At 68.0% G+C, this 25,071-nt stretch carries 28 protein-coding genes, 1 other RNA gene and 1 pseudogene; 8 read left to right on the top strand and 22 right to left on the bottom strand.

Annotated elements, in window-relative coordinates; all coding sequences use genetic code 11:
- Positions 1 to 88 precede the first annotated feature (88 nt).
- The 11 genes from nuoI to ndhC are packed head-to-tail and all read right to left on the bottom strand — an operon-like array spanning position 89 to position 9,336.
- Positions 89 to 574 (bottom strand): NADH-quinone oxidoreductase subunit NuoI, encoded by a 486-nt coding sequence (nuoI, locus tag GVO57_RS07060; protein ID WP_160592560.1) that lies wholly within the window; start codon positions 572 to 574, stop codon positions 89 to 91.
- On the bottom strand, positions 571 to 1,617 hold the full coding sequence (gene nuoH / locus GVO57_RS07055; RefSeq protein WP_160592559.1) for an NADH-quinone oxidoreductase subunit NuoH: 1,047 nt from the start codon (positions 1,615 to 1,617) through the stop codon (positions 571 to 573). The genes nuoI and nuoH overlap by 4 nt, the downstream gene beginning before the upstream one ends.
- Positions 1,614 to 3,617, bottom strand: a complete 2,004-nt coding sequence (gene nuoG / locus GVO57_RS07050) for an NADH-quinone oxidoreductase subunit NuoG (RefSeq protein WP_160592558.1) — start codon at positions 3,615 to 3,617, stop codon at positions 1,614 to 1,616. Before nuoG ends, nuoH begins: the two co-directional genes overlap by 4 nt.
- A 9-nt stretch (positions 3,618 to 3,626) precedes the next feature.
- Positions 3,627 to 4,286, bottom strand: a complete 660-nt coding sequence (locus GVO57_RS07045) for a hypothetical protein (protein WP_160592557.1) — start codon at positions 4,284 to 4,286, stop codon at positions 3,627 to 3,629.
- Positions 4,287 to 4,297: 11 nt separating this feature from the next.
- Positions 4,298 to 5,596: an NADH-quinone oxidoreductase subunit NuoF gene (nuoF, locus tag GVO57_RS07040; protein WP_160592556.1), complete on the bottom strand. Its 1,299-nt coding sequence runs from the start codon at positions 5,594 to 5,596 to the stop codon at positions 4,298 to 4,300.
- Entirely contained in the window at positions 5,593 to 5,763 is a 171-nt protein-coding gene (locus GVO57_RS14595; RefSeq protein ID WP_201752708.1) for a hypothetical protein, read from the bottom strand. The genes nuoF and GVO57_RS14595 overlap by 4 nt, the downstream gene beginning before the upstream one ends.
- Positions 5,760 to 6,431, bottom strand: coding sequence for a complex I 24 kDa subunit family protein (locus GVO57_RS07035; RefSeq protein WP_160592555.1), 672 nt, complete (start codon positions 6,429 to 6,431; stop codon positions 5,760 to 5,762). The genes GVO57_RS14595 and GVO57_RS07035 overlap by 4 nt, the downstream gene beginning before the upstream one ends.
- Positions 6,431 to 7,663: an NADH-quinone oxidoreductase subunit D gene (locus GVO57_RS07030; protein WP_160592554.1), complete on the bottom strand. Its 1,233-nt coding sequence runs from the start codon at positions 7,661 to 7,663 to the stop codon at positions 6,431 to 6,433. The genes GVO57_RS07035 and GVO57_RS07030 overlap by 1 nt, the downstream gene beginning before the upstream one ends.
- Positions 7,656 to 8,414: an NADH-quinone oxidoreductase subunit C gene (locus GVO57_RS07025; RefSeq protein ID WP_160593881.1), complete on the bottom strand. Its 759-nt coding sequence runs from the start codon at positions 8,412 to 8,414 to the stop codon at positions 7,656 to 7,658. Before GVO57_RS07025 ends, GVO57_RS07030 begins: the two co-directional genes overlap by 8 nt.
- 2 nt (positions 8,415 to 8,416) lie before the next feature.
- Entirely contained in the window at positions 8,417 to 8,968 is a 552-nt protein-coding gene (locus GVO57_RS07020; protein WP_160592553.1) for a NuoB/complex I 20 kDa subunit family protein, read from the bottom strand.
- Positions 8,959 to 9,336, bottom strand: coding sequence for an NADH-quinone oxidoreductase subunit A (gene ndhC, locus GVO57_RS07015; protein ID WP_160592552.1), 378 nt, complete (start codon positions 9,334 to 9,336; stop codon positions 8,959 to 8,961). The genes GVO57_RS07020 and ndhC overlap by 10 nt, the downstream gene beginning before the upstream one ends.
- 204 nt (positions 9,337 to 9,540) lie before the next feature.
- Between ndhC and GVO57_RS07010 the strand changes: the two genes are divergently transcribed.
- Together GVO57_RS07010 and GVO57_RS07005 are read left to right on the top strand one after the other, a co-directional pair.
- Positions 9,541 to 10,032 (top strand): YbjN domain-containing protein, encoded by a 492-nt coding sequence (locus GVO57_RS07010; RefSeq protein WP_160592551.1) that lies wholly within the window; start codon positions 9,541 to 9,543, stop codon positions 10,030 to 10,032.
- A gap of 156 nt (positions 10,033 to 10,188) precedes the next feature.
- Positions 10,189 to 10,572: an META domain-containing protein gene (locus GVO57_RS07005; protein WP_160592550.1), complete on the top strand. Its 384-nt coding sequence runs from the start codon at positions 10,189 to 10,191 to the stop codon at positions 10,570 to 10,572.
- Between the two features lie 17 nt (positions 10,573 to 10,589).
- Here the strand turns inward: GVO57_RS07005 and GVO57_RS07000 are convergent, their stop codons facing one another.
- From GVO57_RS07000 to GVO57_RS06985, 4 genes are all read right to left on the bottom strand, one after another.
- Positions 10,590 to 11,390 carry an inositol monophosphatase family protein gene (locus tag GVO57_RS07000; RefSeq protein WP_160592549.1) on the bottom strand — a complete coding sequence of 267 codons (801 nt, stop codon included), beginning with the start codon at positions 11,388 to 11,390 and terminating at the stop codon, positions 10,590 to 10,592.
- A gap of 63 nt (positions 11,391 to 11,453) precedes the next feature.
- Entirely contained in the window at positions 11,454 to 12,017 is a 564-nt protein-coding gene (gene efp / locus GVO57_RS06995) for an elongation factor P (protein ID WP_160592548.1), read from the bottom strand.
- Between the two features lie 154 nt (positions 12,018 to 12,171).
- Positions 12,172 to 12,855 carry a thiamine phosphate synthase gene (gene thiE / locus GVO57_RS06990; protein ID WP_160592547.1) on the bottom strand — a complete coding sequence of 228 codons (684 nt, stop codon included), beginning with the start codon at positions 12,853 to 12,855 and terminating at the stop codon, positions 12,172 to 12,174.
- A gap of 117 nt (positions 12,856 to 12,972) precedes the next feature.
- Positions 12,973 to 13,881: a class I fructose-bisphosphate aldolase gene (locus GVO57_RS06985; protein ID WP_160593880.1), complete on the bottom strand. Its 909-nt coding sequence runs from the start codon at positions 13,879 to 13,881 to the stop codon at positions 12,973 to 12,975.
- A 213-nt stretch (positions 13,882 to 14,094) separates the two neighbouring features.
- On the opposite strand from GVO57_RS06985, the gene GVO57_RS06980 reads away from it, so the two are divergent.
- A complete protein-coding gene (locus tag GVO57_RS06980) occupies positions 14,095 to 15,354 on the top strand; it encodes a Coenzyme F420 hydrogenase/dehydrogenase, beta subunit C-terminal domain (RefSeq protein ID WP_160592546.1) in 1,260 nt (419 codons plus the stop codon).
- Here the strand turns inward: GVO57_RS06980 and GVO57_RS06975 are convergent.
- The 5 genes from GVO57_RS06975 to tkt form a co-directional block, all read right to left on the bottom strand.
- Positions 15,344 to 16,387 carry a protochlorophyllide reductase gene (locus GVO57_RS06975; protein WP_233281522.1) on the bottom strand — a complete coding sequence of 348 codons (1,044 nt, stop codon included), beginning with the start codon at positions 16,385 to 16,387 and terminating at the stop codon, positions 15,344 to 15,346. The genes GVO57_RS06980 and GVO57_RS06975 overlap by 11 nt on opposite strands.
- A 69-nt stretch (positions 16,388 to 16,456) precedes the next feature.
- Entirely contained in the window at positions 16,457 to 17,650 is a 1,194-nt protein-coding gene (locus GVO57_RS06970; protein ID WP_201752707.1) for a phosphoglycerate kinase, read from the bottom strand.
- A gap of 2 nt (positions 17,651 to 17,652) precedes the next feature.
- Complete coding sequence (locus GVO57_RS06965; protein WP_160592544.1) at positions 17,653 to 18,093, bottom strand: MOSC domain-containing protein; 441 nt, start codon at positions 18,091 to 18,093, stop codon at positions 17,653 to 17,655.
- 89 nt (positions 18,094 to 18,182) lie between these two features.
- On the bottom strand, positions 18,183 to 19,187 hold the full coding sequence (gap, locus tag GVO57_RS06960) for a type I glyceraldehyde-3-phosphate dehydrogenase (RefSeq protein WP_160592543.1): 1,005 nt from the start codon (positions 19,185 to 19,187) through the stop codon (positions 18,183 to 18,185).
- A 13-nt stretch (positions 19,188 to 19,200) separates the two neighbouring features.
- Positions 19,201 to 21,165, bottom strand: coding sequence for a transketolase (gene tkt, locus GVO57_RS06955; RefSeq protein WP_160592542.1), 1,965 nt, complete (start codon positions 21,163 to 21,165; stop codon positions 19,201 to 19,203).
- A gap of 172 nt (positions 21,166 to 21,337) precedes the next feature.
- On the opposite strand from tkt, the gene GVO57_RS06950 reads away from it, so the two are divergent.
- From GVO57_RS06950 to ssrS, 3 genes are all read left to right on the top strand, one after another.
- Positions 21,338 to 21,598 (top strand): hypothetical protein, encoded by a 261-nt coding sequence (locus tag GVO57_RS06950; RefSeq protein ID WP_233281521.1) that lies wholly within the window; start codon positions 21,338 to 21,340, stop codon positions 21,596 to 21,598.
- A 32-nt stretch (positions 21,599 to 21,630) separates the two neighbouring features.
- A complete protein-coding gene (locus tag GVO57_RS06945) occupies positions 21,631 to 22,017 on the top strand; it encodes a cell division protein ZapA (RefSeq protein WP_160592540.1) in 387 nt (128 codons plus the stop codon).
- 54 nt (positions 22,018 to 22,071) lie between these two features.
- Positions 22,072 to 22,228, top strand: a non-coding RNA gene (ssrS, locus tag GVO57_RS15720) — 6S RNA.
- 231 nt (positions 22,229 to 22,459) lie between these two features.
- Here ssrS and fabG read toward each other — a convergent pair.
- Positions 22,460 to 23,200, bottom strand: coding sequence for a 3-oxoacyl-[acyl-carrier-protein] reductase (gene fabG / locus GVO57_RS06940; protein ID WP_160592539.1), 741 nt, complete (start codon positions 23,198 to 23,200; stop codon positions 22,460 to 22,462).
- Between the two features lie 76 nt (positions 23,201 to 23,276).
- Positions 23,277 to 24,208: pseudogene (gene fabD / locus GVO57_RS06935) on the bottom strand (ACP S-malonyltransferase).
- A gap of 248 nt (positions 24,209 to 24,456) precedes the next feature.
- Here fabD and rpsF point away from each other — a divergent pair.
- The gene (gene rpsF / locus GVO57_RS06930) at positions 24,457 to 24,822 is read left to right on the top strand and encodes a 30S ribosomal protein S6 (protein ID WP_160592538.1); all 366 of its coding nucleotides are present in this window, start codon (positions 24,457 to 24,459) and stop codon (positions 24,820 to 24,822) included.
- Between the two features lie 14 nt (positions 24,823 to 24,836).
- Positions 24,837 to 25,061, top strand: a complete 225-nt coding sequence (rpsR, locus tag GVO57_RS06925; protein WP_046347832.1) for a 30S ribosomal protein S18 — start codon at positions 24,837 to 24,839, stop codon at positions 25,059 to 25,061.
- Positions 25,062 to 25,071 lie beyond the last annotated feature (10 nt).

Below are 25,071 nucleotides of genomic sequence, written 5' to 3'. Positions count from 1 at the left end.
GGATCCCGGCGCCGGGCCGGGATCCGGTGGTTACGCTTCAATGCCTGCCCGGCACGACCGGACGGGCGGAGTCAGTGTCGGGCGCCGCTTAGCGATAGGGCGCATCGGCGGCAAGGTTGACGGCGATCGCGCTTTCCCACCGGTCGCCATTTTCGAGCAGCTTCTGCTTGGAATAGATCAGCTCCTCGCGCGTTTCGGTCGCGAACTCCAGGTTCGGGCCCTCGACAATCGCATCGACCGGGCAGGCTTCCTGGCACAGGCCGCAATAGATGCACTTGGTCATGTCGATGTCGTAGCGCGTGGTGCGGCGGCTGCCGTCCTCGCGCGGTTCGGACTCGATGGTGATCGCATAGGCCGGGCACACCGCCTCGCACAGCTTGCACGCGATGCAGCGTTCCTCGCCATTGGGATAGCGGCGCAGCGCATGTTCGCCGCGGAAGCGCGGGCTGAGCGGATTGCGCTCATAGGGGTAATTGATCGTCGCCTTGGGCTTGAAGAAATACTTCAAGGTCAGGGCATGCGCCTTCACAAATTCCCACAGGGTGAAGGACTTGATGAAATGTGCGACGCTCATGCTTGAACTCCGTACCGCGTCAGCATCAGGAAACCGGACACCAGGAACACCCACAGCAGCGACAGCGGCAGGAAGATCTTCCAGCCCAGCCGCATCAGCTGGTCATACCGGTAGCGCGGGACCGTCGCCTTCACCCAGCTGAAGATGAAGAAGAAGACGAGGATCTTGAGGATCAGCCACACCAGGCCGGGAACCGCATAAAGCGGCGCCCAGTCGACCGGCGGCAGCCAGCCACCCCAGAACAGGACGGCGTTGAGCGCGCACATCAGCAGCACATTGGCATATTCGCCAAGCCAGAAGAGCGCGAACGCCATCGATGAATATTCGGTCTGGTAACCGGCGACCAGCTCGGACTCCGCCTCGGTCAGGTCGAACGGGGCGCGCGCCGTCTCTGCCATCGCCGAAATCAGGAACACCACCCACATCGGGAACAGCAGCGGGTTGAAGCCGAAGCCGTTGAGGAACCCGTAAAGCCCCTTCTGCGCATCGATGATCGTGCCCAGGTGGAAGCTGCCGGCCCACAGCACGACCGAGATCAGCACAAAGCCGATCGACACTTCATACGACACCATCTGCGCGGCCGCGCGCAGCGCCGAATAGAAGGGATATTTGGAGTTGGACGACCAGCCGGCGATGATCACCCCATAGACGCCGAGCGACGACGCCGCGAGGATGTAGAGCAGCCCGACATTGATGTCGGCCAGCACCATTTCCGGCCCGAACGGAATGACCGCCCAGGCAATCAGCGCGACGGTGAAGGTGATGATCGGCGCCAGCAGGAACAGGCCCTTGTTGGCCGAAGACGGGATGATCGTTTCCTGCAGGAACACCTTGATCCCGTCGGCAAAGCTCTGAAGAATGCCGAAGGGACCGACGACGTTCGGCCCGCGCCGCAGCGCCATCGCCGCCCAGATCTTGCGGTCGAAATAGATGACGATCGCGACCGCCAGCATCACCGGAAAGGCGATGAGCAGGATGGCGATCAGCGTGGCGACGAACCAGCCGCCCTCGGGGCCGAGCAGGGTCGAGAAATAGGCGGTCATTCGGCGGCCTCGGCAAGAACCTCACCCTTCACGATCTCGGCCGAGCAGCGCTGCATGGTCGGGCTGGCGCGGCAGATCGCGTTGGTCAGGTAAAAATCGGAAATCGGATAGGCGACCGGCCCGGCGGCCGTCGCGGCAAGCGCCGGCGGTGCCCAGTCGAACGCGGCAAGTTCGCCCTCACGGCCCAGCGCCGGCACTTCGGCGACCATCGCCGCGCGCAGCGCGCCCAGCGTGTCGAACGGCAGCGGCTTGCCGAGCACGTCGGACAAAGCGCGGAAGATCTTCCAGTCCTCGCGCGCCTCGCCGGGGGCGAACACGGCCTGTTCGCCGCGCTGCACCCGCCCTTCAAGGTTCACATAGGTGCCGCTCTTCTCGACATAGGAGGCCGCCGGCAGGATGACATCGGCATGATGCGCGCCGCGATCGCCATGATGGCCGACATAGACCTTGAGGCTGGCGGCGAAGCGGGTGAAATCCACCTCGTCCGCGCCCAGCAGGAAGACGATGTCGGGATTGGCCGCCGCGATATCGGCGATGCCGCCCTTCTGCGCATAGCCCAGCATCAGCGAGCCCATGCGCGCCGCCGCCATGTGCAGCACGTTGAACCCGTTCCAGCCGTCGCGGATCAGCCCGAGCGGACCGACCAGCGCCAGCCCGGCGCCGAGCGCCCCGGCCTTGAGCGCGCCGCCGCCCAGGATCAGCGCAGGGCGCGCGGCAGCGGCAAAGGCGTCGGTGACATGCGCCGGCAGCGCGCCGAGCACGGCCAGATCATTGCCCAGCCAGTCGACGCGGTAGGTCAGATCGGTTTCCGGGCCGACCGCGAACACCCGCGCGCCGCGCCGCACCGCCTTGCGGATGCGGGTGTTGACCAAAGGTGCCTCGCGGCGGACATCGGTGCCGACGAGCAGGATGACATCGGCCTCCTCGATCCCGGCGATCGTCGAGTTGAAGTTGACCGCCGCCAGGTTCGACACGTCATAATCCATGCCGGTCTGGCGACCCTCGAGCAGATCCGAGCCGAAGGCGGCGAGCAGCGCCTTGGCCGCATACATGGTCTCGCAGTCGACAAGATCGCCGGCAATCGCGGCCATCCGGCCGCCGGCGCGCGCCGCGACCGCGGCAAAGGCCTGCTGCCAGGTCGCCGGAACCAGCTTGCCATCGACCCGCACGAACGGCCGGTCGAGCCGGCGGCGGACCATGCCGTCAATCGCGTGGCGCGACTTGTCCGACAGCCATTCCTCGTTCACGTCCTCGTTGATGCGCGGCAGCACGCGCATCACCTGACGGCCCCGGCTGTCGAGGCGGATCGCCGAGCCGACCGCGTCATGCACGTCGATCGACGGGGTCTTTTTGAGCTCCCAGGGCCGCGCCTCGAAGCTGTAGGGGCGCTGCAGCAGCGCGCCCACCGGGCACAGATCGGCGACGTTGCCGGCCAGTTCGCTGGTCAGCGTCTTTTCCAGATAGGTCGTGATCTGCATGTTTTCGCCGCGGCCGATCGCGCCGATTTCCTCGACGCCCGCGACCTGTTCGGCAAAGCGCACGCAGCGCGTGCACTGGATGCACCGGTTCATCGAGGTCTTGATGATCGGGCCCATATATTTGTCGGTCACGGCCCGCTTGTTCTCGGCAAAGCGGCTGGAACCACGGCCATAGGCGACCGACTGATCCTGCAGGTCGCATTCACCGCCCTGGTCGCAGATCGGGCAATCGAGCGGGTGGTTGATGAGCAGAAACTCCATCACCCCCTCGCGCGCCTTCTTGACCATCGCGCTGTCGGTGCGGATCTCCTGCCCGTCCGACGCCGGCAGCGCGCAGCTCGCCTGCGGCTTGGGCGGCCCCGGCTTCACCTCGACCAGGCACATCCGGCAATTGCCGGCGATCGCCAGCCGCTCATGATAGCAGAAGCGCGGAATCTCCTTGCCCGCGGCCTCGCAGGCCTGGAGCACGGTCGCCCCCTGCGGGACCTCGACCTCGATACCGTCAACAGTGACTTTGGGCATTTCTCGTCCTCAGCGTCCTTGCGCCTGACCCGCCAAGGTCATTTCCCCGGCCCAGTAACGGGCCGACACATGATAGGCAGCCTGGGTGATCGCCGCGCGCATCGCCCCGCGCCCGAAGGCGATCGGCGCTGCCGTGCGGTGGCAGGCCTGCATCAGCGGCGTCAGCGCTTCCATCACCCGCATTTCCCCGCTGCTTCCCGGCGCGGTCTTCATCAGCTGTTCGGCGCGCGTCGGGCTGGAGCGCGCGACACATTCGGCGACCAGATACAGCGCGCGCACATCGGCCGACGCGCCCTCACCGCCCGGCCCGAGCGCGGTCGGCAGGTCGATGCGCGCGAGATCGGCGATCACGCGGCGCGGCTGCACGCCGAACTCGACGAAATCGCGCGCGAACATGTCGTCCGCCACGCCGCCACGCACCAGAATCGCCGACACCGGCCCGGTGACACCCGTTGCACAGGCCCCGCCCCGGCCCAGCGCCAGCGCCGCCGGATCGACCGGCTCGTCGCCCAGCGGCAGCGTCCGCATCAGGTCAAGCGCGGCACTGCGATCGGCCTTGGCCACGCAGCGGCCCAGATCGACGGCCGCCGCTACGGCAGCCGGCGTCGCGGCAGGCGCGGCGGCCGGCACGAACGCGGCCAGCCACAGCGGCACCAGGGCAAGGCGCATCGCCGCCATCCTCATTCCGCCGCGATCGGCAGCGCACCGGCGCGGCGCTCGGTGATGCGGCGTTCGATTTCGGGGCGGAAATGCCGGATCAGGCCCTGGATCGGCCACGCCGCGGCATCGCCCAGCGCGCAGATGGTGTGACCTTCGACCTGACGGGTCACCTCTTCGAGCATGTCGATCTCGCCGATTTCGGCGTCACCGGTGCGCAGGCGCTCCATCATCCGCCACATCCAGCCCGTGCCCTCGCGGCACGGCGTGCACTGGCCGCAGCTTTCATGCTTGTAGAAATAGCTGAGCCTGCTGATCGCGCGGACAATGTCGGTCGACTTGTCCATGACGATGATGGCGGCGGTGCCCAGGCCCGATTTCAGGTCCTTGAGCGCGTCGAAATCCATCGGGCAGTCCATGATCTGCGCCGCCGGCACGACGGGCACCGACGACCCGCCCGGAATGACCGCGAGCAGATTGTCCCAGCCGCCCCGGATGCCGCCGCAATGGCGCTCGATCAGCTCGCGGAACGGGATCGACATCGCCTCTTCGACGACGCACGGCTTGTTCACATGGCCCGAGATCTGGAACAGCTTGGTGCCTTCGTTCTTGGGCCGGCCGAAGCTGGCGAACCAGGCCGGGCCGCGCCGCAGGATCGTCGGCACCACGGCGATCGATTCGACATTGTTGACCGTGGTCGGGCAGCCATACAGACCCGCGCCCGCCGGGAAGGGCGGCTTCAGCCGCGGCTGGCCCTTCTTGCCCTCCAGGCTCTCGATCATCGCGGTTTCTTCGCCGCAGATATAAGCGCCCGCGCCGCGGTGGACGAAGACGTCGAAATCATAACCCGAGCCGCAGGCATTCTTGCCCAGAAAGCCCTTGTCATAGGCCTCGGCCACGGCGGCAAACAGCGTCTCGGCCTCGCGGATATATTCGCCGCGAATATAGATATAGGCCGCCCGCGCGCGCATCGCATAGCCGGCGATCAGCGCGCCTTCGACCAGCTTGTGCGGGTCGTGGCGGATGATCTCGCGGTCCTTGCAGCTGCCGGGTTCGGACTCGTCGGCGTTGATGACGAGGAAGCTCGGTTTGCCGGGCTTCGGCTCCTTGGGCATGAAGCTCCACTTCATCCCCGTCGGGAAGCCCGCCCCGCCGCGCCCGCGCAGGCCCGAGGCCTTCACATCCTCGATGATCTGGTCCTGGCCGCGCGCCATCAGCGCCTTGGTATTGTCCCAGTCGCCACGCTTCATCGCGGCGTCGATGCGCCACGACTGATAGCCGTAGAGATTGGTGAAGATCCGGTCCTTGTCAGCAAGGCTCACGACTTGTTCCCTCCCGACCGGCCGAGGCTGAACACCCCGAAACCGCCGAACAAAAACGCCAGCAGCGCCCAGACGACCCAGCCGTCCCCGTTCAGGAACTTGAGGATCGCCAGCGCCAGAAAGATGATGCCGATGACCGGAACGCCGGCCCTGGCCGTCCGGCTCACTGCCACTCTCCGCGATAATCATGGTTGGCGTCGACCATCGCGGTCAGCGTGGTCGGCCCGCCCAGCGGTTCGACCGTGTGCCGCCCCGGCTCCTGCGTGCCGGTCTTGGGCGTCTCGCCGCGCGCCAGTGCATCGAGGATGGCGACCGTGCGGTCGAAATCCAGATCCTCGTAATTGTCGTCATTGATCTGGACCATCGGCGCGGACGCGCAATTGCCCATGCATTCGACCTCGGTCAGCGTGAACAGCCCGTCGGGCGTCGTCTGCCCCTTGGCCAGCCCCTTGGACTTGCACGCCGCCATCACATCGTCGGACCCGCGCAGCATGCACGGCGTCGTCCCGCACACCTGCACATGATAGCGGCCGACGGGCGCCAGATTGTACATGGTGTAGAAGGTCGCGACCTCATAGGCGCGGATGAACGGCATCTCGATCTGCGCGGCGACATATTCGATCACCGGCACCGGCAGCCAGCCCTGGGTCTGCGTTTCCGCCCCGACCTGACGCTGGGCCAGGTCGAGCAGCGGCATCACCGCCGAATGCTGCCGCCCGGCCGGATAGCGGGCGATGATCTCGCGCGCCTTCGCCTCATTCTCGGCCGTCCAGGCAAACGCGCCCCAGCGCGCGCGCACTTCGGCTTCGTCGGGGATCTGCACTGCACCCGCCATTACCGATCACACTCCCCGAACACGATGTCGATGGCCCCCAGAATGGCGGTGACGTCGGCCAGCATGTGGCCCTTGCACATCATGTCCATCGCCTGGAGGTGGCTGAACGCCGTCGGCCGGATCTTGCACCGCCACGGCTTGTTGGTGCCGTCGGACACCAGATAGACACCCAGCTCGCCCTTGGGGCTTTCGGTGGCGACATAGACCTCGCCGGCCGGCACATGAAAGCCTTCGGTGTAGAGCTTGAAGTGATGGATGAGCGCTTCCATCGACCGCTTCATCTCGCCGCGCTTGGGCGGCGCGACCTTGCGGTCGAGGCTCAGCACCGGCCCCTCGGGCATTTCCGACAGGCACTGCTTCATGATCCGGGCGGACTGGCGCACTTCCTCGACGCGCACCATGAACCGGTCATAGCAGTCGCCGCGCGTGCCGACCGGCACGTCGAACTGCATCCGGTCATAAACGTCATAGGGCTGCGACTTGCGCAGATCCCAGGGGATGCCCGACCCGCGGATCATCGGCCCGGAAAAGCCCCAGCGCACCGCGTCGTCCTTGCTGACCGTCGCGATATCGACATTGCGCTGCTTGAAGATGCGGTTGTCGACCACCAGGCTCATCGCGTCCTCGAACAGGCGCGGCAGGCGCGTGTCGAGCCAGTCGGCAATGTCGGCGAGCAGCTTGACCGGGGCATCCTGATGGACGCCGCCCGGGCGGAAATAGGCGGCGTGCATGCGCGCGCCCGACACCCGCTCGTAAAAGTTCATGCAGTCTTCGCGCAGCTCGAACAGCCACAGATTGGGCGTCATCGCGCCCACGTCCATGACATGGCTGCCCAGATTGAGCAGATGGTTCTTGATGCGCGTCAGCTCTGCCCAGAACACGCGCAGATATTGCGCGCGCAGCGGCACTTCGACGTTCAGCAGCTTTTCGATCGCCAGCACATAGGAATATTCCTGCGCCATCGGCGATGCGTAATCGAGCCGGTCGAAATAGGGCACCGACTGCAGATAGGTGCGCGTCTCGATCAGCTTTTCGGTGCCGCGGTGCAGCAGCCCGACATGCGGATCGACGCGCTCGACAATCTCGCCATCGAGCTCGAGCACAAGGCGCAGCACGCCGTGCGCGGCCGGATGCTGCGGCCCGAAGTTGATCGTGTAATTCTGGATCTCGACATCGCCGGCGGGCGTCGCGGCCGCGTCCGACATCTGGAGATCGCTGATCGCCTCAGCCATTCTTGCCCTCCGGCTGATCGCCATTCTTCGCCGCCGGCGCGCCCGCCGCAGCCGCGCCGCCCGAGACATTGACCGTGCCCGCACGGGCGATCTGATCGGCCGTCAGCGGCGTCGGCGCGCCCTGCGCCGCCGGCACATGGCCGCCGGCCTTCTCGTCACCCGGCAGCACATAATCCGCCCCTTCCCAGGGGCTGGTGAAATCGAACGCACGGAAATCCTGCGTCAGCCGCACCGGCTCGTAGATCACGCGCTTATGCTCTTCGGAATAGCGCATCTCGACATAGCCGGTCAGCGGGAAATCCTTGCGCAGCGGGTGGCCGCGAAAGCCGTAATCGGTCAGGATGCGGCGCAGGTCGGGATTGCCGTCGAACAGCACCCCGTACATGTCATAGACCTCGCGCTCCAGCCAGCCCGCGACCGGCCACAGATCGGTGACCGACGGCACCGGCGTCGCCTCGTCGGTCGACAGCTTCACCCGGATGCGATGGTTTTTGGTCAGCGACAGCAGGTGATAGACGACCTCGAACCGTTCGGCCCGGTCGGGATAGTCGACGCCGGCAATCTCCATCAGCTGCTGATAGCCGAAATCGTCGCGCAGCGTGCGCAGCACATCGGCCACGGCGTCGCGGCGCACGGTCAGCGTCACCTCGAACACATGCTCGACCGCGTCCAGCAGCCGGTCACCCAGCACCGGCGCGATCGCCGCGATCACGCCGTCATTCGTCGCCTGTCGCGGGGCGGGAGAAAGCATCGTCACCGCTCGATCGTCCCTTCGCGGCGGATTTTCCGCTGCAGCTGCATGATGCCGTAAAGCAGCGCCTCGGCAGTCGGCGGACAGCCGGGCACATAGATGTCGACCGGCACGATCCGGTCGCAGCCGCGCACCACCGAATAGCTGTAATGATAATAGCCGCCGCCATTGGCGCAGCTGCCCATCGAGATGACGTAGCGCGGCTCCGACATCTGGTCATAGACGCGGCGCAGCGCCGGGGCCATCTTGTTGCACAGCGTGCCGGCGACGATCATCACGTCCGACTGGCGCGGGCTGGCGCGCGGGGCGACGCCGAACCGCTCCAGATCATAGCGCGGCATGTTCACATGGATCATCTCGACCGCGCAGCAGGCCAGGCCGAAGGTCATCCACCACAGCGACCCGGTGCGCGCCCATTGGAACAGCTCCTCGGTCGAGGTGACAAGGAAGCCCTTGTCGGTCAGCTCGCTGTTCAGATCGTTGAAAAACGCCTGATCTGGCGCAGTCCCTGCGGGCGGAACCGCCTGTCCGGCGGGGCTGAGCGTCACTCCCATTCCAGGGCTCCCTTCTTCCAGGCATAGACATAGCCGAGCACCAGCTCGCCCAGGAAAATCATCATCGCGCACCATGCGGCCCAGCCGGTGCCCATCAGCGACACCGCCCAGGGAAACAGGAACGCGGCTTCGAGGTCGAAGATGATGAACAGGATCGCGACCAGATAGAAACGCACGTCGAACTGGCTGCGGCTGTCCTCGAACGCGGGAAAGCCGCATTCATATTCGCTGAGCTTTTCGGGATAGGGCTTGTGCGCGCCGGTCAGCCGCGACACCGCCATCGGCAGGAACACGAAGGCGCAGGACAGGATCAGCGCCACGGCGAGGAACAGCAGGATCGGCAGATAGCCGGCGGCGACGGACGCCATGTTCAACTCCACTCACAAGCCACCCGAACCGGCACACCCGGCGGACTTGGGCGGCCATCTAGGCCGCTCACGCGGCCGACGCAACCATTTCCCGGCTCCGGAAAAAACCCGGTGGCGCAGGCGATGGCAAGGATTGAAAAGGCTGTTGGAATGAATGATCGGCGCTTAGGATCACAGCCCGGCGCAACCAGGGAGAACAGCCTCATGCAACCCATTATAGCCGGCCTCGCGCTCACGCTCGCGCTTGCGGTCCCCGGACCGGTGAACAGCCGGGCGGGCGCCCAGACAACGGCCCCGGTCTCGGCCACCCCGCAATCGGTGGTGAAGGCATTGCAGGACGCCGGTTACAAGGCGGAACTGACCAAGGATTCGACCGGCGCCCCGCTGATCCACAGCGCCTCGGGCGGGGCCCGCTTCTCGATCTTCTTTTTCGGCTGCGACAATGGCACCGGCTGCGGCGAGATCCAATTCTATGCCGGCTGGACCGACAAGATCAGCCTTGAGCGGATCAACCAGTGGAACCGCACCCACCGTTTCGGCCGCGCCTATCTGGACGACAAGGGCGAGGTGAACATCGAATATGACATCAATCTCGAACAGGCATCGATCAGCGGCGCGCTGTTCCGCAACGATCTTGAGCTGTGGACCGGGCTGATGGCCCGGTTTCAGGGATTTGTCGGCGGGAAAGACGATTGAGCCGGGAACAACCGGGCATTTCCGGCCATGATGCCGGCAGATGAATGACGGAGGCACCGCGATGCGCAGACCGGTCCTGATTGCCCTGCTGCTGTCCGCCTGTGGCGCGACCGGGGCGGACGGCACCCCCCGCCCCCGGCGGCGGCCGGTCAGTCGTTGGTCGGGCCGACCTGGACCCTTATCGAATACCGGCCCGCGGGCGGCGGCGCGCCGATCCGCGCGGCAGACGGCGAAATCTACCAGCTCGGCTTTCAGCAGGGCGGACGGCTGGTCGCGCGGCTGTCATGCAATCGCGGCACCGGGCGCTGGACGGCGACGGACGGCCGCGCGGCGTCAGGGGCGATCGGGATCGGCCCGATCGCGGCAACGATGCGCGGCTGTCTGCCGGGCAATCTCGACCGGCTGGCCGCCGATCTCGAGCGGGTGCGCAGCTATGCGGTCAAGGGCGGGCGGCTGCACCTGACGATCGCGCCCGACGCGCAGGCGACCGAAAGCGGCACGGCAGGTGGGGGCGATTATGTCTGGACGCCGGGCGGCTGAACGGGCCGCACCGGCGATCAGCGCAGTGCGGTCGCGACCAGCTTGTGCAGCTTGGACTGGAGCGCGTCGTTCGCGGCCAGCACCTCGCGGCGCTCGCGCGGGCGGTCGCCGCCCCGGAAATCGGTCACGAAGCCGCCGGCTTCGCGCACCAGCAGGATGCCGGCGGCGACGTCCCAGTCATTAAGGCCCGCTTCCCAGAACCCGTCATAACGGCCGGCCGCGACCCAGGCGAGGTCGAGCGCGGCGGAGCCGAAGCGGCGGATGCCCGCCACCTCGGGCGCGACAAGCCCGAAAATCCGCGCCCATTGCGCCATGTCGCCATGCCCCTTGAACGGGATGCCGGTCGCAACCAGCGCCTCGTCGAGGTTGCGGCGTGACGACACGCGCAGCCGCTGGTCCTGCAGCCACGCCCCCCGGCCCTTTTCGGCCCAGAAGCTTTCATCGGTGAGCGGCTGGTAGATCAGCCCCGAGGTCACCTCGCCCGACGGCTCTTCCACCGCGATCGAGATCGCGAAATGCGGGATGCCGTGCAGGAAGTTCGACGTGCCGTCGAGCGGATCGATGATCCAGCGCGGCTTGGCCGGATCACCCTCGATCGTGCCGCCTTCCTCGAGCAGAAAGCCCCAGTCGGGCCGCGCCTTGCGCAGTTCCTCGACCAAAGTCTGCTCGGCCCGCTTGTCGGCCATCGACACGAAATCGGCCGGGCCTTTCCGCGACACCTGCAGGTGCTGGACCTCGTTGAAGTCGCGGCGCAGGCGCGGCCCCGCCTTGCGGGCGGCGCGTTCCATGACTGTCAGCAGGCCGGAATGGGAAGGCATTGCATCAATCTCCGCCCGGCGCACGCGCGCCGGGCCATCGTGTCACAGGAAAAGCGGCGCGGCTCAGTCCGCGCGCTTCACATATTCGCGCGCATAGACATCAACGACGATGCGCGTGCCGCTGGCAATGTGCGGCGGCACCATCACGCGCACGCCATTGTCGAGCACGGCGGGCTTGTAGCTGGACGAAGCGGTCTGCCCCTTCACCACCGCATCGGCCTCGACGATCGTCGCCTCGATGGTGTCGGGCAGCTGCACCGAAATCGGCTTTTCCTCGTGCAGTTCGAGGATCACGTCCATCCCGTCCTGCAGGAAGGCGACCTCGTCACCCAGCATGTCGGTCGACAGGGTGATCTGCTCATAGGTTTCCTTGTCCATGAACGTCAGCTGGTCGCCGTCGCGGAACAGGAACTGGAAATCCTTGGTGTCGAGCCGCACGCGCTCGACGCGCTCGTCGGAGCGGAAACGGTTGTTGGTCTTGCGCCCGTCGATCAGGTTCTTCATTTCGACCTGCATATAGGCACCGCCCTTGCCGGGCTGGGTGTGCTGGATCTTCACCGCCCGCCACAGGCCGCCTTCGAACTCGATGATGTTGCCGGGGCGAATGTCGACGCCGCTGATCTTCATGAACCGTCTCGCTGATGAGAAAAGAGCCGGCGCGCCCTCTAGCCGCAGTCGCCCCGGCGGGCAAGCGCGGGCCGCGCCCTAGCCCCGGCCCGCGCGGCCCGGAACGGGACGGCCAGAGCCGGACGACCGCACCGATGCGGTCAGACCGGCAAAATCAGAACAGCGCGGTCAGGCGCCGCACCGCCTCGGCCTCGCCCTCGGGCGCGGCCCACACGCCCGATGACACGGCGATGAAATCGGCCCCGGCGTCAATCAGCGGCTTGGCATTGTCGGCGGTGATGCCGCCGATCGCGACCGAAGGCAGCTCGAACAAGGCCGCCCACCAGCCGAGCAAAGCGGGATCGGCATGGTGCGACACGGCCTTGGTCGTCGTCGGGTAAAAGCTTCCGAACGCGACATAATCGGCCCCGGCCTCTCCCGCTTCCATCGCCAGATGGCGGCTGTTGTGGCAGGTCACGCCGATCTGTGCCGCCGGGCCGAGTGCCGCCCGCGCCTCGCGCACATCGCCGTCGCCCTGCCCCAGATGCACGCCGTCCGCCCCCAGCCTTTTGGCGAGCGCGACCGAGTCGTTGACGATGAACGCGGTGTCATGCGCGCGGCAGATGTCGATGAGCGGCGCGGCGAGCGCCGCCGCCTTGTGCTGGTCGATCCCCTTGACGCGGAACTGGAAGGCCGCGACCGGCGCGGCCGCAAGCGCGCGCGCCAGCCGGTCGGGAAAATCGCCGCCGGTTTCGAGCGGCGAGATCAGGTAGAGCTGGCACGGCCCGCGCGCATCGTCGCGGGCGAACATTTCGGCAAAGGCCGGATTGGGCGTTTCGGGCAGCAGATCGTCGGACATCGGCGCTGCTTGGCCCCGCCCCGCCGGGCGTCAAGCCGGAGCGGCGACGGGAACGAGGGGGCAGGACACGGCCCCAGCCCCGCCCCGCCTTATGCCGCGCCCCGCCCTTGCCCGGGCTTATTCTTCGCCCTTGTAGATCCGGACCAGCCGGTCGAGCATCGCCAGCGCCTCGTCGCGCGGGCGCTGGAAGGTGTTGCGGCCGATGATCGAGCCATTGCCGCCGCCGTCGCGAATGTCGCGCGCGTCCTGATAGACGGCGTCGGCGCCCTTGGCTGCGCCGCCCGAGAAGACGACGATGCGGCGGCCGTTGAAGCACGACTTGACGACATGGGCGACGCGCTTGGCCTGGGTCGACCAGTCACCGCCCTCATAGGCCTTTTTGGCGTCCTTCTGCTCGATATGGTCGGTCGGCAGCTTGACCTTGATGATGTGCGCGCCAAGCAGGGCGGCCATGTGCGCGGCATAGGCACCGACGTCGAGCGCCAGTTCGCCATCCTTGGAAATGTCGCCGCCGCGCGGGTAGGACCAGATCACGGTCGCGATGCCGACGGACTTGGCCTCCAGCGACATTTCGCGGATTTCTTCAGCCAGTTCAAAGAAATGGTCCGAACCCGGATAGACGGTGAAGCCGATCGCCGAACAGCCGAGGCGCAGCGCGTCATCGACGCTCGCGGTCACCGCCTGATCCTTGGCATTGGCCCAGCTATTGGCCGAGTTGACCTTGAGGATGGTCGGGATCTGGCCGGCAAAGCTGTCCGCCCCGGCTTCGATCATGCCGAGCGGCGCGGCATAGGCCGACAGGCCGGCATCGACCGCCAGCTGGAAATGATAATGCGGGTCATAGGCCGGTTCGTTGACCGCAAAGCTACGCGCCGGGCCATGTTCGAAACCCTGGTCGACCGGCAGGATGATCAGCTTGCCGGTGCCGCCCAGCCGCCCCTGCATCAGGATGCGCGCCAGATTGGCCTTCACCCCGGGATTGTCGGATTCATATTTGTCGAGAATCGCTTTCACGGTCGGCGTCATCATCGCACCCCTTCTGGCAATGGTCCTTGTGGCGGCCTGTTAGCGGGCGATCCGCGCCCCGGCAACGCCGGCCGCGCACCCCGGCGGTTCATCCCGGGACGCTCCAGCGCCGCGCCGCACAGCCAAAGCGCGCAACATGGCACACGGGCTTGCCGCCCCTGCCCCGATCGGGCAGCCTTGGCCCCAGCCCGATAACGGGCCGGGGGAGGGGCTATGACGGCAACGGGGCCACAGGATCCGGTCTGGGTACCGCCAATCGGGCCGGCCGCCGCGCGCGGCCTGTGCACCGATTGCGGCGTGTCGCGGATGCGCGACGCGACGCAGTGCGGCACCGCCTGCCAGTTCATCCGCCCCGATTATGCGGCGATGGAGGCGCGCGTCCATGGCCGGGCGCGCGATCCCGACCGCCCGGACGAGCTGTTTTTCGGCCCCTTTGTCCGCATGGCGCGCGCCCGGCTGGCCGCCCCGCTGCCCGGCGCGCAATGGACGGGGATCACGACCCGCATCGGCGAAAGGCTGCTGGAAACAGGCGCGGTCGATGCCGTGCTGACCATGGCCCCGGATCCGGACGACAGCTGGCGTCCGCAGCCGGTGATCGTCACCCGCGCCGAAGGCATGGCGCGGGTCAGGGGCATGCGCATGGGCTATGCCCCGCTGCTCGCGCTGCTCGAACCGGCGGCGGCGGCCGGGCACAGGCGGATCGCGGTGATCGGCATTCCCTGCCAGGTCCATGCGCTGCGCGCGATCGAGGCGAAGCTCGGCTTTGAACGGATCGACGTCATCGGCACGCCCTGTTCGGACAATACGACCACCGAACGCTTCCACGCCTTTCTCGCGCTGCTGACCGACCGGCCGGAGACGATCACCTATCTGGAGTTCCGTGCCGATTATCATGTCGAGCTGCGCTTTGCCGACGGCACACGGCGCGAAATCCCGTTCCTGATGCTGCCGCTTGCCGATCTGCCGCCCGATTTCTTCCCGCTCACCTGCCGCACCTGTGTCGACTATACCAATGCGCTGGCCGATCTGACCGTCGGCTATATGGGCGGCACCGGCGAACAATGGCTGATCGCGCGCAATGCCCGCGGCCTCGCGCTCATCGAGCTGCTGGGCGATGAACTGACGCTGTCGCCGCTCACAAGCGCCGGGCGGCGCGCCGGGGCGGTGCGCGGCTTCCTCGCCAATGTCGCGCGCGCGGCGGGCGGCCTGCCGCTCCGGCGGATGCCGGGCTGGGTGCGCCCGATCGTCGCCCGGCTGATGCCGCGCATCGGCCCGCGCGGGCTGGAGTTTGCGCGGGCGCGGGTGGAGATGAAGGCGATCGAGACGGTGCTGCACTTGCGCCGCGAAAAACCCCGGCGGATGAAGCACATGATCCCGGCGCATATCTGGGCGCTGGTCGCACCCTATGGGCTGGCCCCGGCAGCGGGCGAAGCCCCCGCCGGGGCTGCCCCGGAGCCGCCGGTCAGGCCGTGATCTCGATCCGCTTCGGCGCGCCCAGCCCGACCAGTTTTTCGGTCAGGTCCCACAGCCGCCGGTTGCGCGCTTCGTCGGTCCCGCGCGCGCTGAGCGGCTGGCTGAACGCGGCGCGGCCGGCGACCTGGCGATTGCCCCAGCTCCAATGCACGCCCGATGCGGCAAAGCCCGGATCGGCGACCACGTCCGCCACCCGCTCCCCGGCCAGAGGCTGGGCGACATAGCCGCCGGTCACATTCTTCTGGAACCAGGGAAAGATGCTGCGAAACGCTGGCGGCGCATGGCGGAACAGCGGCGTGTCGGCGACGCAGCCGGGATAAAGGGTTGAAAACACGATCCCGGTTTCGGCGTGATGGCGGCGATGAAACTCGCGGCTCATGATCATGCAGGCCAGCTTTGAGTCCTTATAGGCCTTGCCCGGCCGGAACGGCTTGCCGTCGATCATCGCGACCGGTGCCTGGAACCCGGCCTCGAACCCCGACAGATCGCCCAGATCGGCGGGTGCCGGGATCGGGATGCGCCCGCCAAACTCCGCGCTGTTCGCCGTCACCGTGCCGAGGGTGACGAGGCGGGGTGCCGGCGCGCGGCCAAGCAGCGGCAGCAGCAGCCGGGCGAGCAGGAAATGGCCGAGATAATTGGTCGCAACGCTCAGCTCATAGCCCTGGGCGGAGCGCAGCGGCGCGGCAAGGCGCGGCATATAGACGGCGGCGTTCAGCACCAGCGCGTCGAGCCGCGCGCCGGGCACGTCGAACGCGGCAGCAAAGCGGCGCACATCGTCGAGATCGGCAAGGTCGAGCGCCATCAGCCGCCGGCGTTCCGGGTCGATGCCCGTCGCATCGGCTGCCCGCGCCGCGCGGTCGAGATCGCGACAGGCCATGACGACCTGCCAGCCACGCTCCGCCAGCGCCCGCGCCGCCCACAGCCCGACGCCGGACGACGCCCCGGTGATGATGACCACTTGCCCGTCCGCCATCCGTGCCCCCGAACGTCCATCGACGCCGACACCGGCGTCCGTCCAGAAAGTCTGACGCAAGCCCGCCCGCCGGGCAAGAGGCGGGCGGATATGCGGTTCGGATGTGGAGCGGATCTGGCGCGGGCGGCCTTAACCGGCGAGCGCGCGCACGCCGGGCAGGTCCTTGCCTTCCATCCATTCGAGGAATGCACCGCCCGCGGTCGAGACGAAGCTGAACTGATCCGCCACGCCCGCCTGGTTGAGCGCGGCCACCGTATCGCCGCCGCCCGCAACCGACACCAGCGACCCTTCGGCGGTCAGCGCCGCCGCCGTGCGCGCCAGCGACACGGTCGCGACGTCGAACGGCGCGGTCTCGAACGCGCCCAGCGGGCCGTTCCACACCAGAGTGCGGCAGGTCTTGAGCACATCGGCCAGCGCCTCGGTCGCCGCCGGGCCGATGTCGAGGATCATCTCGTCGGCCGCCACCTCGTGCACATTGACGGTGCGCGTCGGCGGATTGGGGCGGAACTCGGTCGCGACCACCACGTCATAGGGCAGATGGACGGTGCAGCCCGCCCGGTCGGCAGCGGCCAGGATCGCCTCGGCAGTCCCGGTCAGATCATGTTCGCACAGCGACTTGCCGACATTCACCCCGCGCGCGGCGAGGAAGGTGTTGGCCATGCCGCCGCCGATGATCAGATGATCGACACGGGCGACCAGATGGTTGAGCACATCAAGCTTGGTCGACACCTTGGCCCCGCCGACCACGGCCGCGACCGGATGTTCGGGCGCGCCCAGCGCCTTTTGCAGCGCCGCCAGTTCGGCCTCCATCTGCCGCCCGGCAAAGGCGGGCAGCGCGCGCGCCAGCCCCTCGGTCGAGGCATGGGCGCGGTGCGCCGCCGAAAAGGCATCGTTCACATAAAGCTCGCCCAGCCGCGCCATCGCCGCGACCAGCGCCGGGTCATTCGCTTCCTCGCCCTTGTGGAAACGGGTGTTTTCGAGAAGCGCGATCTCACCCGCGCGCAGCATGCCGACCCCGGCTTCGGCGATCGGCCCCTCGCAATCGGGGATGAAATGCACCTGCCGGCCAAGCAGGTCGGACAGCGGCGCAGCGATCGGCTGCAGCGACATGTCGGCGCGCGGCTGGCCCTTGGGGCGGCCGAAATGCGCGAGCACCAGCACGATCGCCCCCTTGTCGGCCAGTTCGGCCAGCGTCGGAACGGCGGCACGCAGCCGCGTGTCGTCGGTCACCCGGCCCTCGGCCATCGGCGCGTTCAGATCCTCGCGCACCAGGATGCGGCGGCCGCGGACATCGCCCAGATCGTCGAGCGTCTTATATGCCATGTTCATTCCTCGATGATGATCGGGTCGCCGACCCGGATATCGCCTTCCTCCACCACCCGGGCGAGCGCACCGCCGCGCCAGTCGGGGCGGAGCGCGGCCTGCAGCCCGGGGGCGATTTCATCCATGCGCGTGCAGGGATCGCATTCAACGGTGATCGCGACGCGCGCGGTGCGGCCGATGCGGATCACGGCGCCGGCGCGCTGGGGCAGGTCCAGCCCCTCGACCAGCAGGTTCGCCCGGCGCAGCTGCCATGATCCGGCAAGCGCGGCGATCGCCGCCGGATCGGCATCCGGCCGGGCGGCAAGCTCGGCAATCGCCGCCTGCCAGTCCCCGGCCTCGATCAGCGAGATCTGCCGCCTGGTCTTGCCGGCGCGGACCACGCCGCGCCAGTCCCCGACCAGCCCCAGATCAAGGGTCAGCCGGCCCTGATCGGCGGGCACCATCGGTGCGCGGGGGCAGAACGCGTGGCGATGCCGGCCAGCACCCCGGTCGCATCGCCCGCCGCCATTGCCGGCCCCGCCCCCGCCGGCCCTTAGAAGCGGGCCATCGCGGTCGCGGTGTCGACCATGCGGTTGGAGAAGCCCCATTCATTGTCATACCAGCTGACAACGCGGACGAGCTTGCCGTCGATGACCGCCGTTTCCAGGCTGTCGACAGTCGACGAGGCCGGGCTGTGCAGCAGGTCGATCGACACCAACGGCTCGTCGCTATAGTCGAGCACGCCCTTCATCGCACCCTCGGCCGCCGCCTTGAGCAGCGCGTTCACTTCATCGACCGAGGTGTCGCGGCCCGGGGTGAAGGTCAGATCGACGAGCGAAACGTCCGGCGTCGGCACGCGGATCGCCGAGCCGTCGAGCTTGCCCTTCAGCTCAGGCAGCACCTCGCCCACCGCGCGCGCCGCGCCCGTGGTGGTCGGGATCATCGACATCGCCGCCGCGCGCGCACGGCGCAGATCGGGGTGGATCTGGTCGAGGATCTTCTGGTCGTTGGTGTAGGCGTGGACCGTGGTCATCAGCCCGCGTTCGATGCCCAGCGCATCGTTGAGCACCTTGGCGACCGGCGCGAGGCAGTTGGTCGTGCACGAGGCGTTGGACACGATGCGGTGATCGGCGGTCAGCCGGTCATGATTGACGCCGTAAACGACGGTCAGGTCGACATTCTTGCCCGGGGCCGAGATCAGCACCTTGCCCGCGCCCGCTGCCAGATGCTTTTCGCAGGCCGCACGGTCGGTAAAGAAGCCGGTGCATTCAAGCACCAGATCAATGCCCAGATCCTTGTGCGGCAGGGCGGCGGGATCGCGTTCGGCGGTCACGCGGATGCGGCGGCCGTCGATCACCAGATCCTGGCCGTCGGCCGCGACCTCGCCCGGATATTTGCCGTGCACCGAGTCGCGCTTGAACAGCCACGCATTGGACTTGGCATCGGCAAGGTCGTTGATCGCGACCAGTTCGAGCGCGCCATCGCCGCGCTCCAGCATCGCCCGCGCGACCAGGCGCCCGATGCGCCCGAAGCCGTTGATCGCAACCTTAACCGCCATGTCCCTTGCTCCCTTACTGGCTCAGCGCCGCGCGCACCCGCGGCACGATATGGTCGGGCGTCAGCCCGAAATGGGTGAACAGATCGCCCGCCGGCGCCGATGCGCCGAAACTGTCGATGCCGATGCTGAGGCCGTCCTGGCCGGTATGGATCTGCCAGCCGAGCGTGCTGCCCGCCTCGATCGACACTTTGAGCGCATCGGCGGGCAGGATGTCGGCACGATATTCGGCCGGCTGCTCGGCAAACAGTTCCCAGCACGGCATCGACACCACATCCGCGCCGATCCCCTCAGCCTCGAGCCGTTCGGCGACGGCGGCAGCGATCTCCACTTCCGATCCGGTCGCGATCAGCACGACGCGGCGCGGCGCGGCTGCCGCGCGCAGCCGATAGGCACCGCGCGCGCAGCGATTTTCATCGCCATCGCTGCGCAGCTGCGGCAGATTCTGGCGGCTGAGCGCGATCAGTGCCGGCCGGTCGGCGCGCGACAGCGCCAGCGCCCAGCATTCGGCGGTCTCGACCGCATCGCACGGCCGGTAGACGTCCAGCCCCGGGATCAGCCTCAGGCTCATCAGATGCTCGACCGGCTGATGGGTCGGCCCGTCCTCGCCCAGCCCGATCGAATCATGCGTCATCACATAGACGACGCGGGTGCGCTGCAGCGCCGACAGGCGGATCGCCGGGCGGCAATAATCGGAAAACACCAGGAAGGTGCCGCCATAAGGAATGACGCCGCCGTGCAGCGCCATGCCGTTCATCGCCGCCGCCATGCCGAACTCGCGGATGCCGTAATAGACATAGCGGCCGGCATAATCGTCGCGGGTGAAGGGCTTAAGCGCCTTGGTGCGGGTGTTGTTCGAGCCCGTCAGGTCGGCCGAACCGCCGATCGTCTGCGGCAGGGCGGCGTTGATCGCCTCGAGCGCGATTTCCGATGCCTTGCGGGTCGCGATCTTTTGCGGGCTGGCGAGCAGACCGGCGACATGCGGCTTCAGCCAGTCATCGCCCACCTGCCCGGCCATGCGGGCATAAAAGCCGGCGGCCTCGCCGCTTTCGGCCAGCCGCGCTTCCCAGTCGGCGCGGGCGGCGGCGCCGCGCATGCCGGCCTCGGCCCAGGCGGCGGCGATGTCGGCGGGGATTTCAAACGGCGCGGCGGTCCAGCCCAGCGCCGCCTTCGCACCCGCGACCTCGCTGGCGCCAAGCGGGCTGCCATGGGTGGCCGACGTGCCCTGCTTGCTGGGCGCGCCCTTGCCGATCACCGTGCGGCACGCGACCAGCGACGGCCGGGGATCGGCCATCGCATCCTCGATCGCACGGGCAATGTCCGCCGGATCATGGCCGTCACAGGCCGCGACATGCCAGCCCGAGGCGCGGTAACGGGCCGCGACATCCTCGCTGGTCGACAGATCGGTCGCGCCGTCGATGGTGATGCGATTGTCGTCCCACAGCACGATCAGCCGGCCAAGCCCCAGATGCCCGGCCAGGCCGACCGCCTCGTGGTTGATCCCTTCCATCAGGCAGCCATCGCCGGCGATCACCCAGGTGCGGTGATCGACCAGCCGGTCGCCATAGACGGCGTTCAGATGCCGCTCCGCCATCGCCATGCCGACCGCGGTCGCCAGCCCCTGGCCGAGCGGCCCGGTGGTCGTCTCGACGCCCGGCAGCTCGAAATTCTCCGGATGGCCGGCGCAGGGGCTGTGCAGCTGGCGGAAACGGCGGATGTCATCCATTGTCGGGCGCTGATGGCCGGTCAGGTTGAGCAGCGCATAGATGAGCATCGACCCATGCCCGGCCGACAGCACGAAGCGGTCGCGATCGGCCCAGTCGGGCGCCTTGGGATCGAACCGCAGATAGCGGGTGAACAGCACGGTCGCGACATCGGCCATGCCCATCGGCATCCCCGGATGGCCGCTGTTCGCCGCCTCGACCGCATCCATCGCCAGGGCGCGGATGGCATTGGCGAGCTGGTCGTGCGTCACGGTCATGGCGGGTTCCGGAACTATGGGAGCGAACGAGTCGCGCTGGATTTGCGCGCCCTTTGCGGCCTCGCCTCGGCCCAAGTCAACTCGCCTTGCGCCCCGGACGGCCGGACGGGCGCAGCGCCGGCAGCGCGGCCGGTCGCTTGCGCCCTGCGCCCGGCATGCTAGTGACGTTTTTGTGACGGACAGGCCTGTGACGGACGAACGGCTCCTTATTGCAATCGGACGGCTGGACCGGGCGCTGGCCCGGGTGGAGGCTGCTGCCGCGCGCGCTGCCGCCGCGCCAGCGGACGATGACGGCCAGGAAAATGGGGGACAGCCGGCAGAAGCCAGGCGGGCCGACACCGACCTGGCAGCACTGCGCCTGCGCCACGAACGGCTGCGCGCCCATGCCGAAGATGCGGTGGCAGCACTCGACCGGCTGATCGGCCGGGGCTGAAATATCGCGAGGGGCGCGCGCCAGGGGGGATTATGGCCGACGTAACGATCGAGATTGGCGGGCGGCGCTACGACGTCACCTGCCGCGACGGTGAAGAAGACCAGCTGCGCCGGCTGGCGCGGCTGGTCGACGACAAGGCCGCCCAGGCACGCGCAGCGGTGGGCGGCGTCACCGAGGTGCGCCAGCTGCTGCTCGCCTCGCTGCTGCTTGCCGACGAGCTGGTCGATCTGCGCGCGGCGCGCGACAGGACGGCAGGTGAAGGGGCTGGGCGTGAGGGGCGTGCGCTGCCGCCGGTCGCGACCGGGGCCCCGGCCGGCTCCGGTCCGATCGCCGACCCGGCGATTGCCGGGGCGATCGAACAGCTTGCCGCGCGGATGGAAAGGATCGCCGACCAGATCGATGGCGGCGAACGGGCGTAAAGCGCAGCCGGCGCATCTTGAGGATCGCGCCGCCACGCCCTAGATTGCGCGTGACGGGTACTGCCCGGTGCGCGCCTTTGAGACTATCCCTGAGCCGATAAGACATCCTCGGGGGCTGTCCCTGGGCGGATCCAGGTCCGACCTACACGGTCCCCACCTGACGTTTGGGCGTCAGAGGATAATCCGGCAAACGGCCCATGGTGGTCCCGTCACCCGCTTTTCCGATGCGCTGTTGTTTGTTGCGCGCCTTGCGGCGCGGGGGCGGCTTTGGTTGTGCTGCGCCTGACGGCGCAGGGCGGCACCGGCCCGCTCCCCACCCGGCCTCCCATAGCATATCCCGCCGTGGGGAGGCCGGGTGGGGGAGCGGGCCGGTGCCGCGACAAACGAACACCCCCGGTGCCGCGCCACTCACAAACGCGCGGCACCCGGACAAACACCCGCCTCAGATCATCGCCATGCCGCCATTCACATGCAGCGTCTGGCCGGTGACATAGCCCGCCTCGCGGCTTGCCAGATAGGCGACGGCCGCGCCGATATCGCCGCCCTCGCCCAGCCGGCCCGCCGGGATGCGGCCGGTCAGCGCCTCTTTCTGCGCATCGGGCAGCACATCGGTCATCGGCGAGGTGATGAAGCCCGGCGCGACGCAGTTCACGGTCACGCCCCGGCTGGCCAGTTCCTGCGCCATCGCCTTGGTCATCGCGGTCAGCCCGCCCTTGGACGCGGCATAGTTCGCCTGACCCGGATTGCCTGTCGCGCCGACGACCGAGGTGATCGACACGATGCGGCCGAACCGCGCCTTCATCATCGGCTTGGCCGCCGCGCGACACAGGCGGAACGCGGCTTCAAGGTTGATGCGGATCACCTGATCCCATTCGTCATCCTTCATCCGCATCAGCAGATTGTCGCGCGTCACCCCGGCATTGTTGACCAGAATGTCCAGCCGCCCGCCCAGCGCCTCGACCGCGCGCGGCACCAGCGCGTCGACCGCCGCCGCATCGCCCAGATTGCAGGGCAGGATCACCGGATCATGCGCCAGCCCCGCCGCCACGCGCTCCAGCGCCTCGGCGCGGGTGCCCGACAGCGCAACCCGCGCGCCCTGGCCGGCAAGCGCGGCGGCGATCGCCGAGCCGATGCCCCCCGATGCGCCGGTCACCAGCGCGGTCATTCCCGATAGATCGAACATTTGAGCCTCCCTGACCGGCGGGGTGCCGCCGGTCGCATGGTCCCGCCGCGCACCCACGCTGCGGGACATGATTGAACTAGAGATCGCGGACCAGCGCCTCGATATCGGCCATGGTGACGATGCTGGTCGCCGCTGCATCGGGGGCGATGCGCTTGACCATCGGGCCAAGCACCTGCCCGCCAAACTCGACAAACTGGCCGACCCCGGCACCCGCCATGTTGAGCACGCTTTCGCGCCAGCGCACCGCACCCGTCACCTGCCGGACCAGCAGGTCGCGGATCTCGGCCGGATCGACGGCCGGGGCGGCAGTGACATTGGCATAGACCGGCACCAGCGGCGCGCGCAGCGCCACCCCCGCCAGCGCCTCGGCCATCGCATCGGCCGCCGGCTGCATCAGCGGGCAGTGGAACGGGGCCGACACCGGCAGCGGCAGCGCCCGGCCGCCGCGCGCCTTCGCGCCCTCCCCCGCCCGCGCGACCGCCGCCTTGTGGCCGGACACGACCACCTGGCCGGGCGCATTGTCGTTGGCGACCGCACACACCTCGCCCTCAGCCGCCGCGGCGGCGATTTCGGCGACGGCGTCGTAATCAAGCTTCACGATCGCGGCCATCGCGCCCTCGCCCACCGGCACGGCGGCCTGCATCGCCTGACCGCGCAGCTTGAGCAGCCGGGCGGTCGTCGCCAGATCGATCGCGCCCGCCGCGCACAGCGCGCTATATTCACCCAGCGAATGTCCGGCGACGAACGCCGCCTTGTCTGCGAGGCTGATCCCGCCCTCGCGCTCCAGCACCCGGAAGGTCGCGACCGCATTGGCCATGATCGCGGGCTGGGCGTTTTCGGTCAGGGTCAGCGCATCGGCCGGCCCTCGCACATCAGCCGGAAAAGATGCTGGCCAAGCGCGTCGTCGACTTCCTGAAACACCTCGCGCGCGACCGCGCTCGCCGCCGCCAGGTCGCGGCCCATGCCGACGGCCTGGCTGCCCTGACCGGGGAAAATGAAAGCTCGCATCATGATCTGTTCCTCCGCAGGCCGGTGCGCTTTGCACAAGGGCGGCGCTGCCGCAACCGTCCGGCCTGTGCCGGCGGCGCGATGCGCCTTGCGTTTTGGCGCGGTTTCGGCCATGGGCCACGGCTTCGCGGCACCGGGCCATTCGTTCCCCGCCGCGAAGACACAGAATGATGTGTGACAGACGACAGCCGGAGGGGCGTCCGCATGGGGCGGCGTCAGCGATCGGCCAACAGTGAGGACATCGGACCATGCCGCTTTACGAGCATGTGTTTCTCGCGCGTCAGGATCTGGCCCAGGCCCAGGTCGATGCGCTGGCGGAAGCCGCCACCAAGATCATCGAGGAGCAGCAGGGCAAGGTCGTGAAGACCGAGACCTGGGGTCTGCGCAACCTCGCCTATCGCATCCAGAAGAACCGCAAGGCGCATTATGTGCTGCTCGACATCGAAGCGCCCGCCGGTGCGGTTGCCGAGCTGGAGCGTCAGACGGCGATCAACGAAGACGTCATCCGTTACATGACGGTCCGCGTCGACGCCCATGAAAATGGCCCGTCGGTGATGATGCGCAAGAGCGAGCGCGACAGCCGTCGCCGCCGCGATGAGCGCGAAGACGCCTGAGGGAGACAAGAATCATGGCACGCCCGTTTTTCCGTCGCCGCAAGAGCTGCCCCTTCTCCGCGAAGGACGCGCCGCGCATCGACTATAAGGATGTCCGTCTGCTCCAGGGCTTCGTCTCTGAGCGCGGTAAGATCGTTCCCAGCCGCATCACCGCGGTGTCGGCCAAGAAGCAGCGCGAACTCGCCCAGGCGATCAAGCGCGCCCGCCATCTCGGCCTCCTGCCCTATATCGTGAAGTAAGGAGCCGCCC

Origin of the sequence: Sphingomonas changnyeongensis, from assembly GCF_009913435.1 — a bacterium.
Lineage (GTDB): Bacteria > Pseudomonadota > Alphaproteobacteria > Sphingomonadales > Sphingomonadaceae > Sphingomonas_B > Sphingomonas_B changnyeongensis.
Note: the sequence above shows the minus strand (reverse complement) of the source record. Positions and strands in the feature narration are given on the sequence as shown.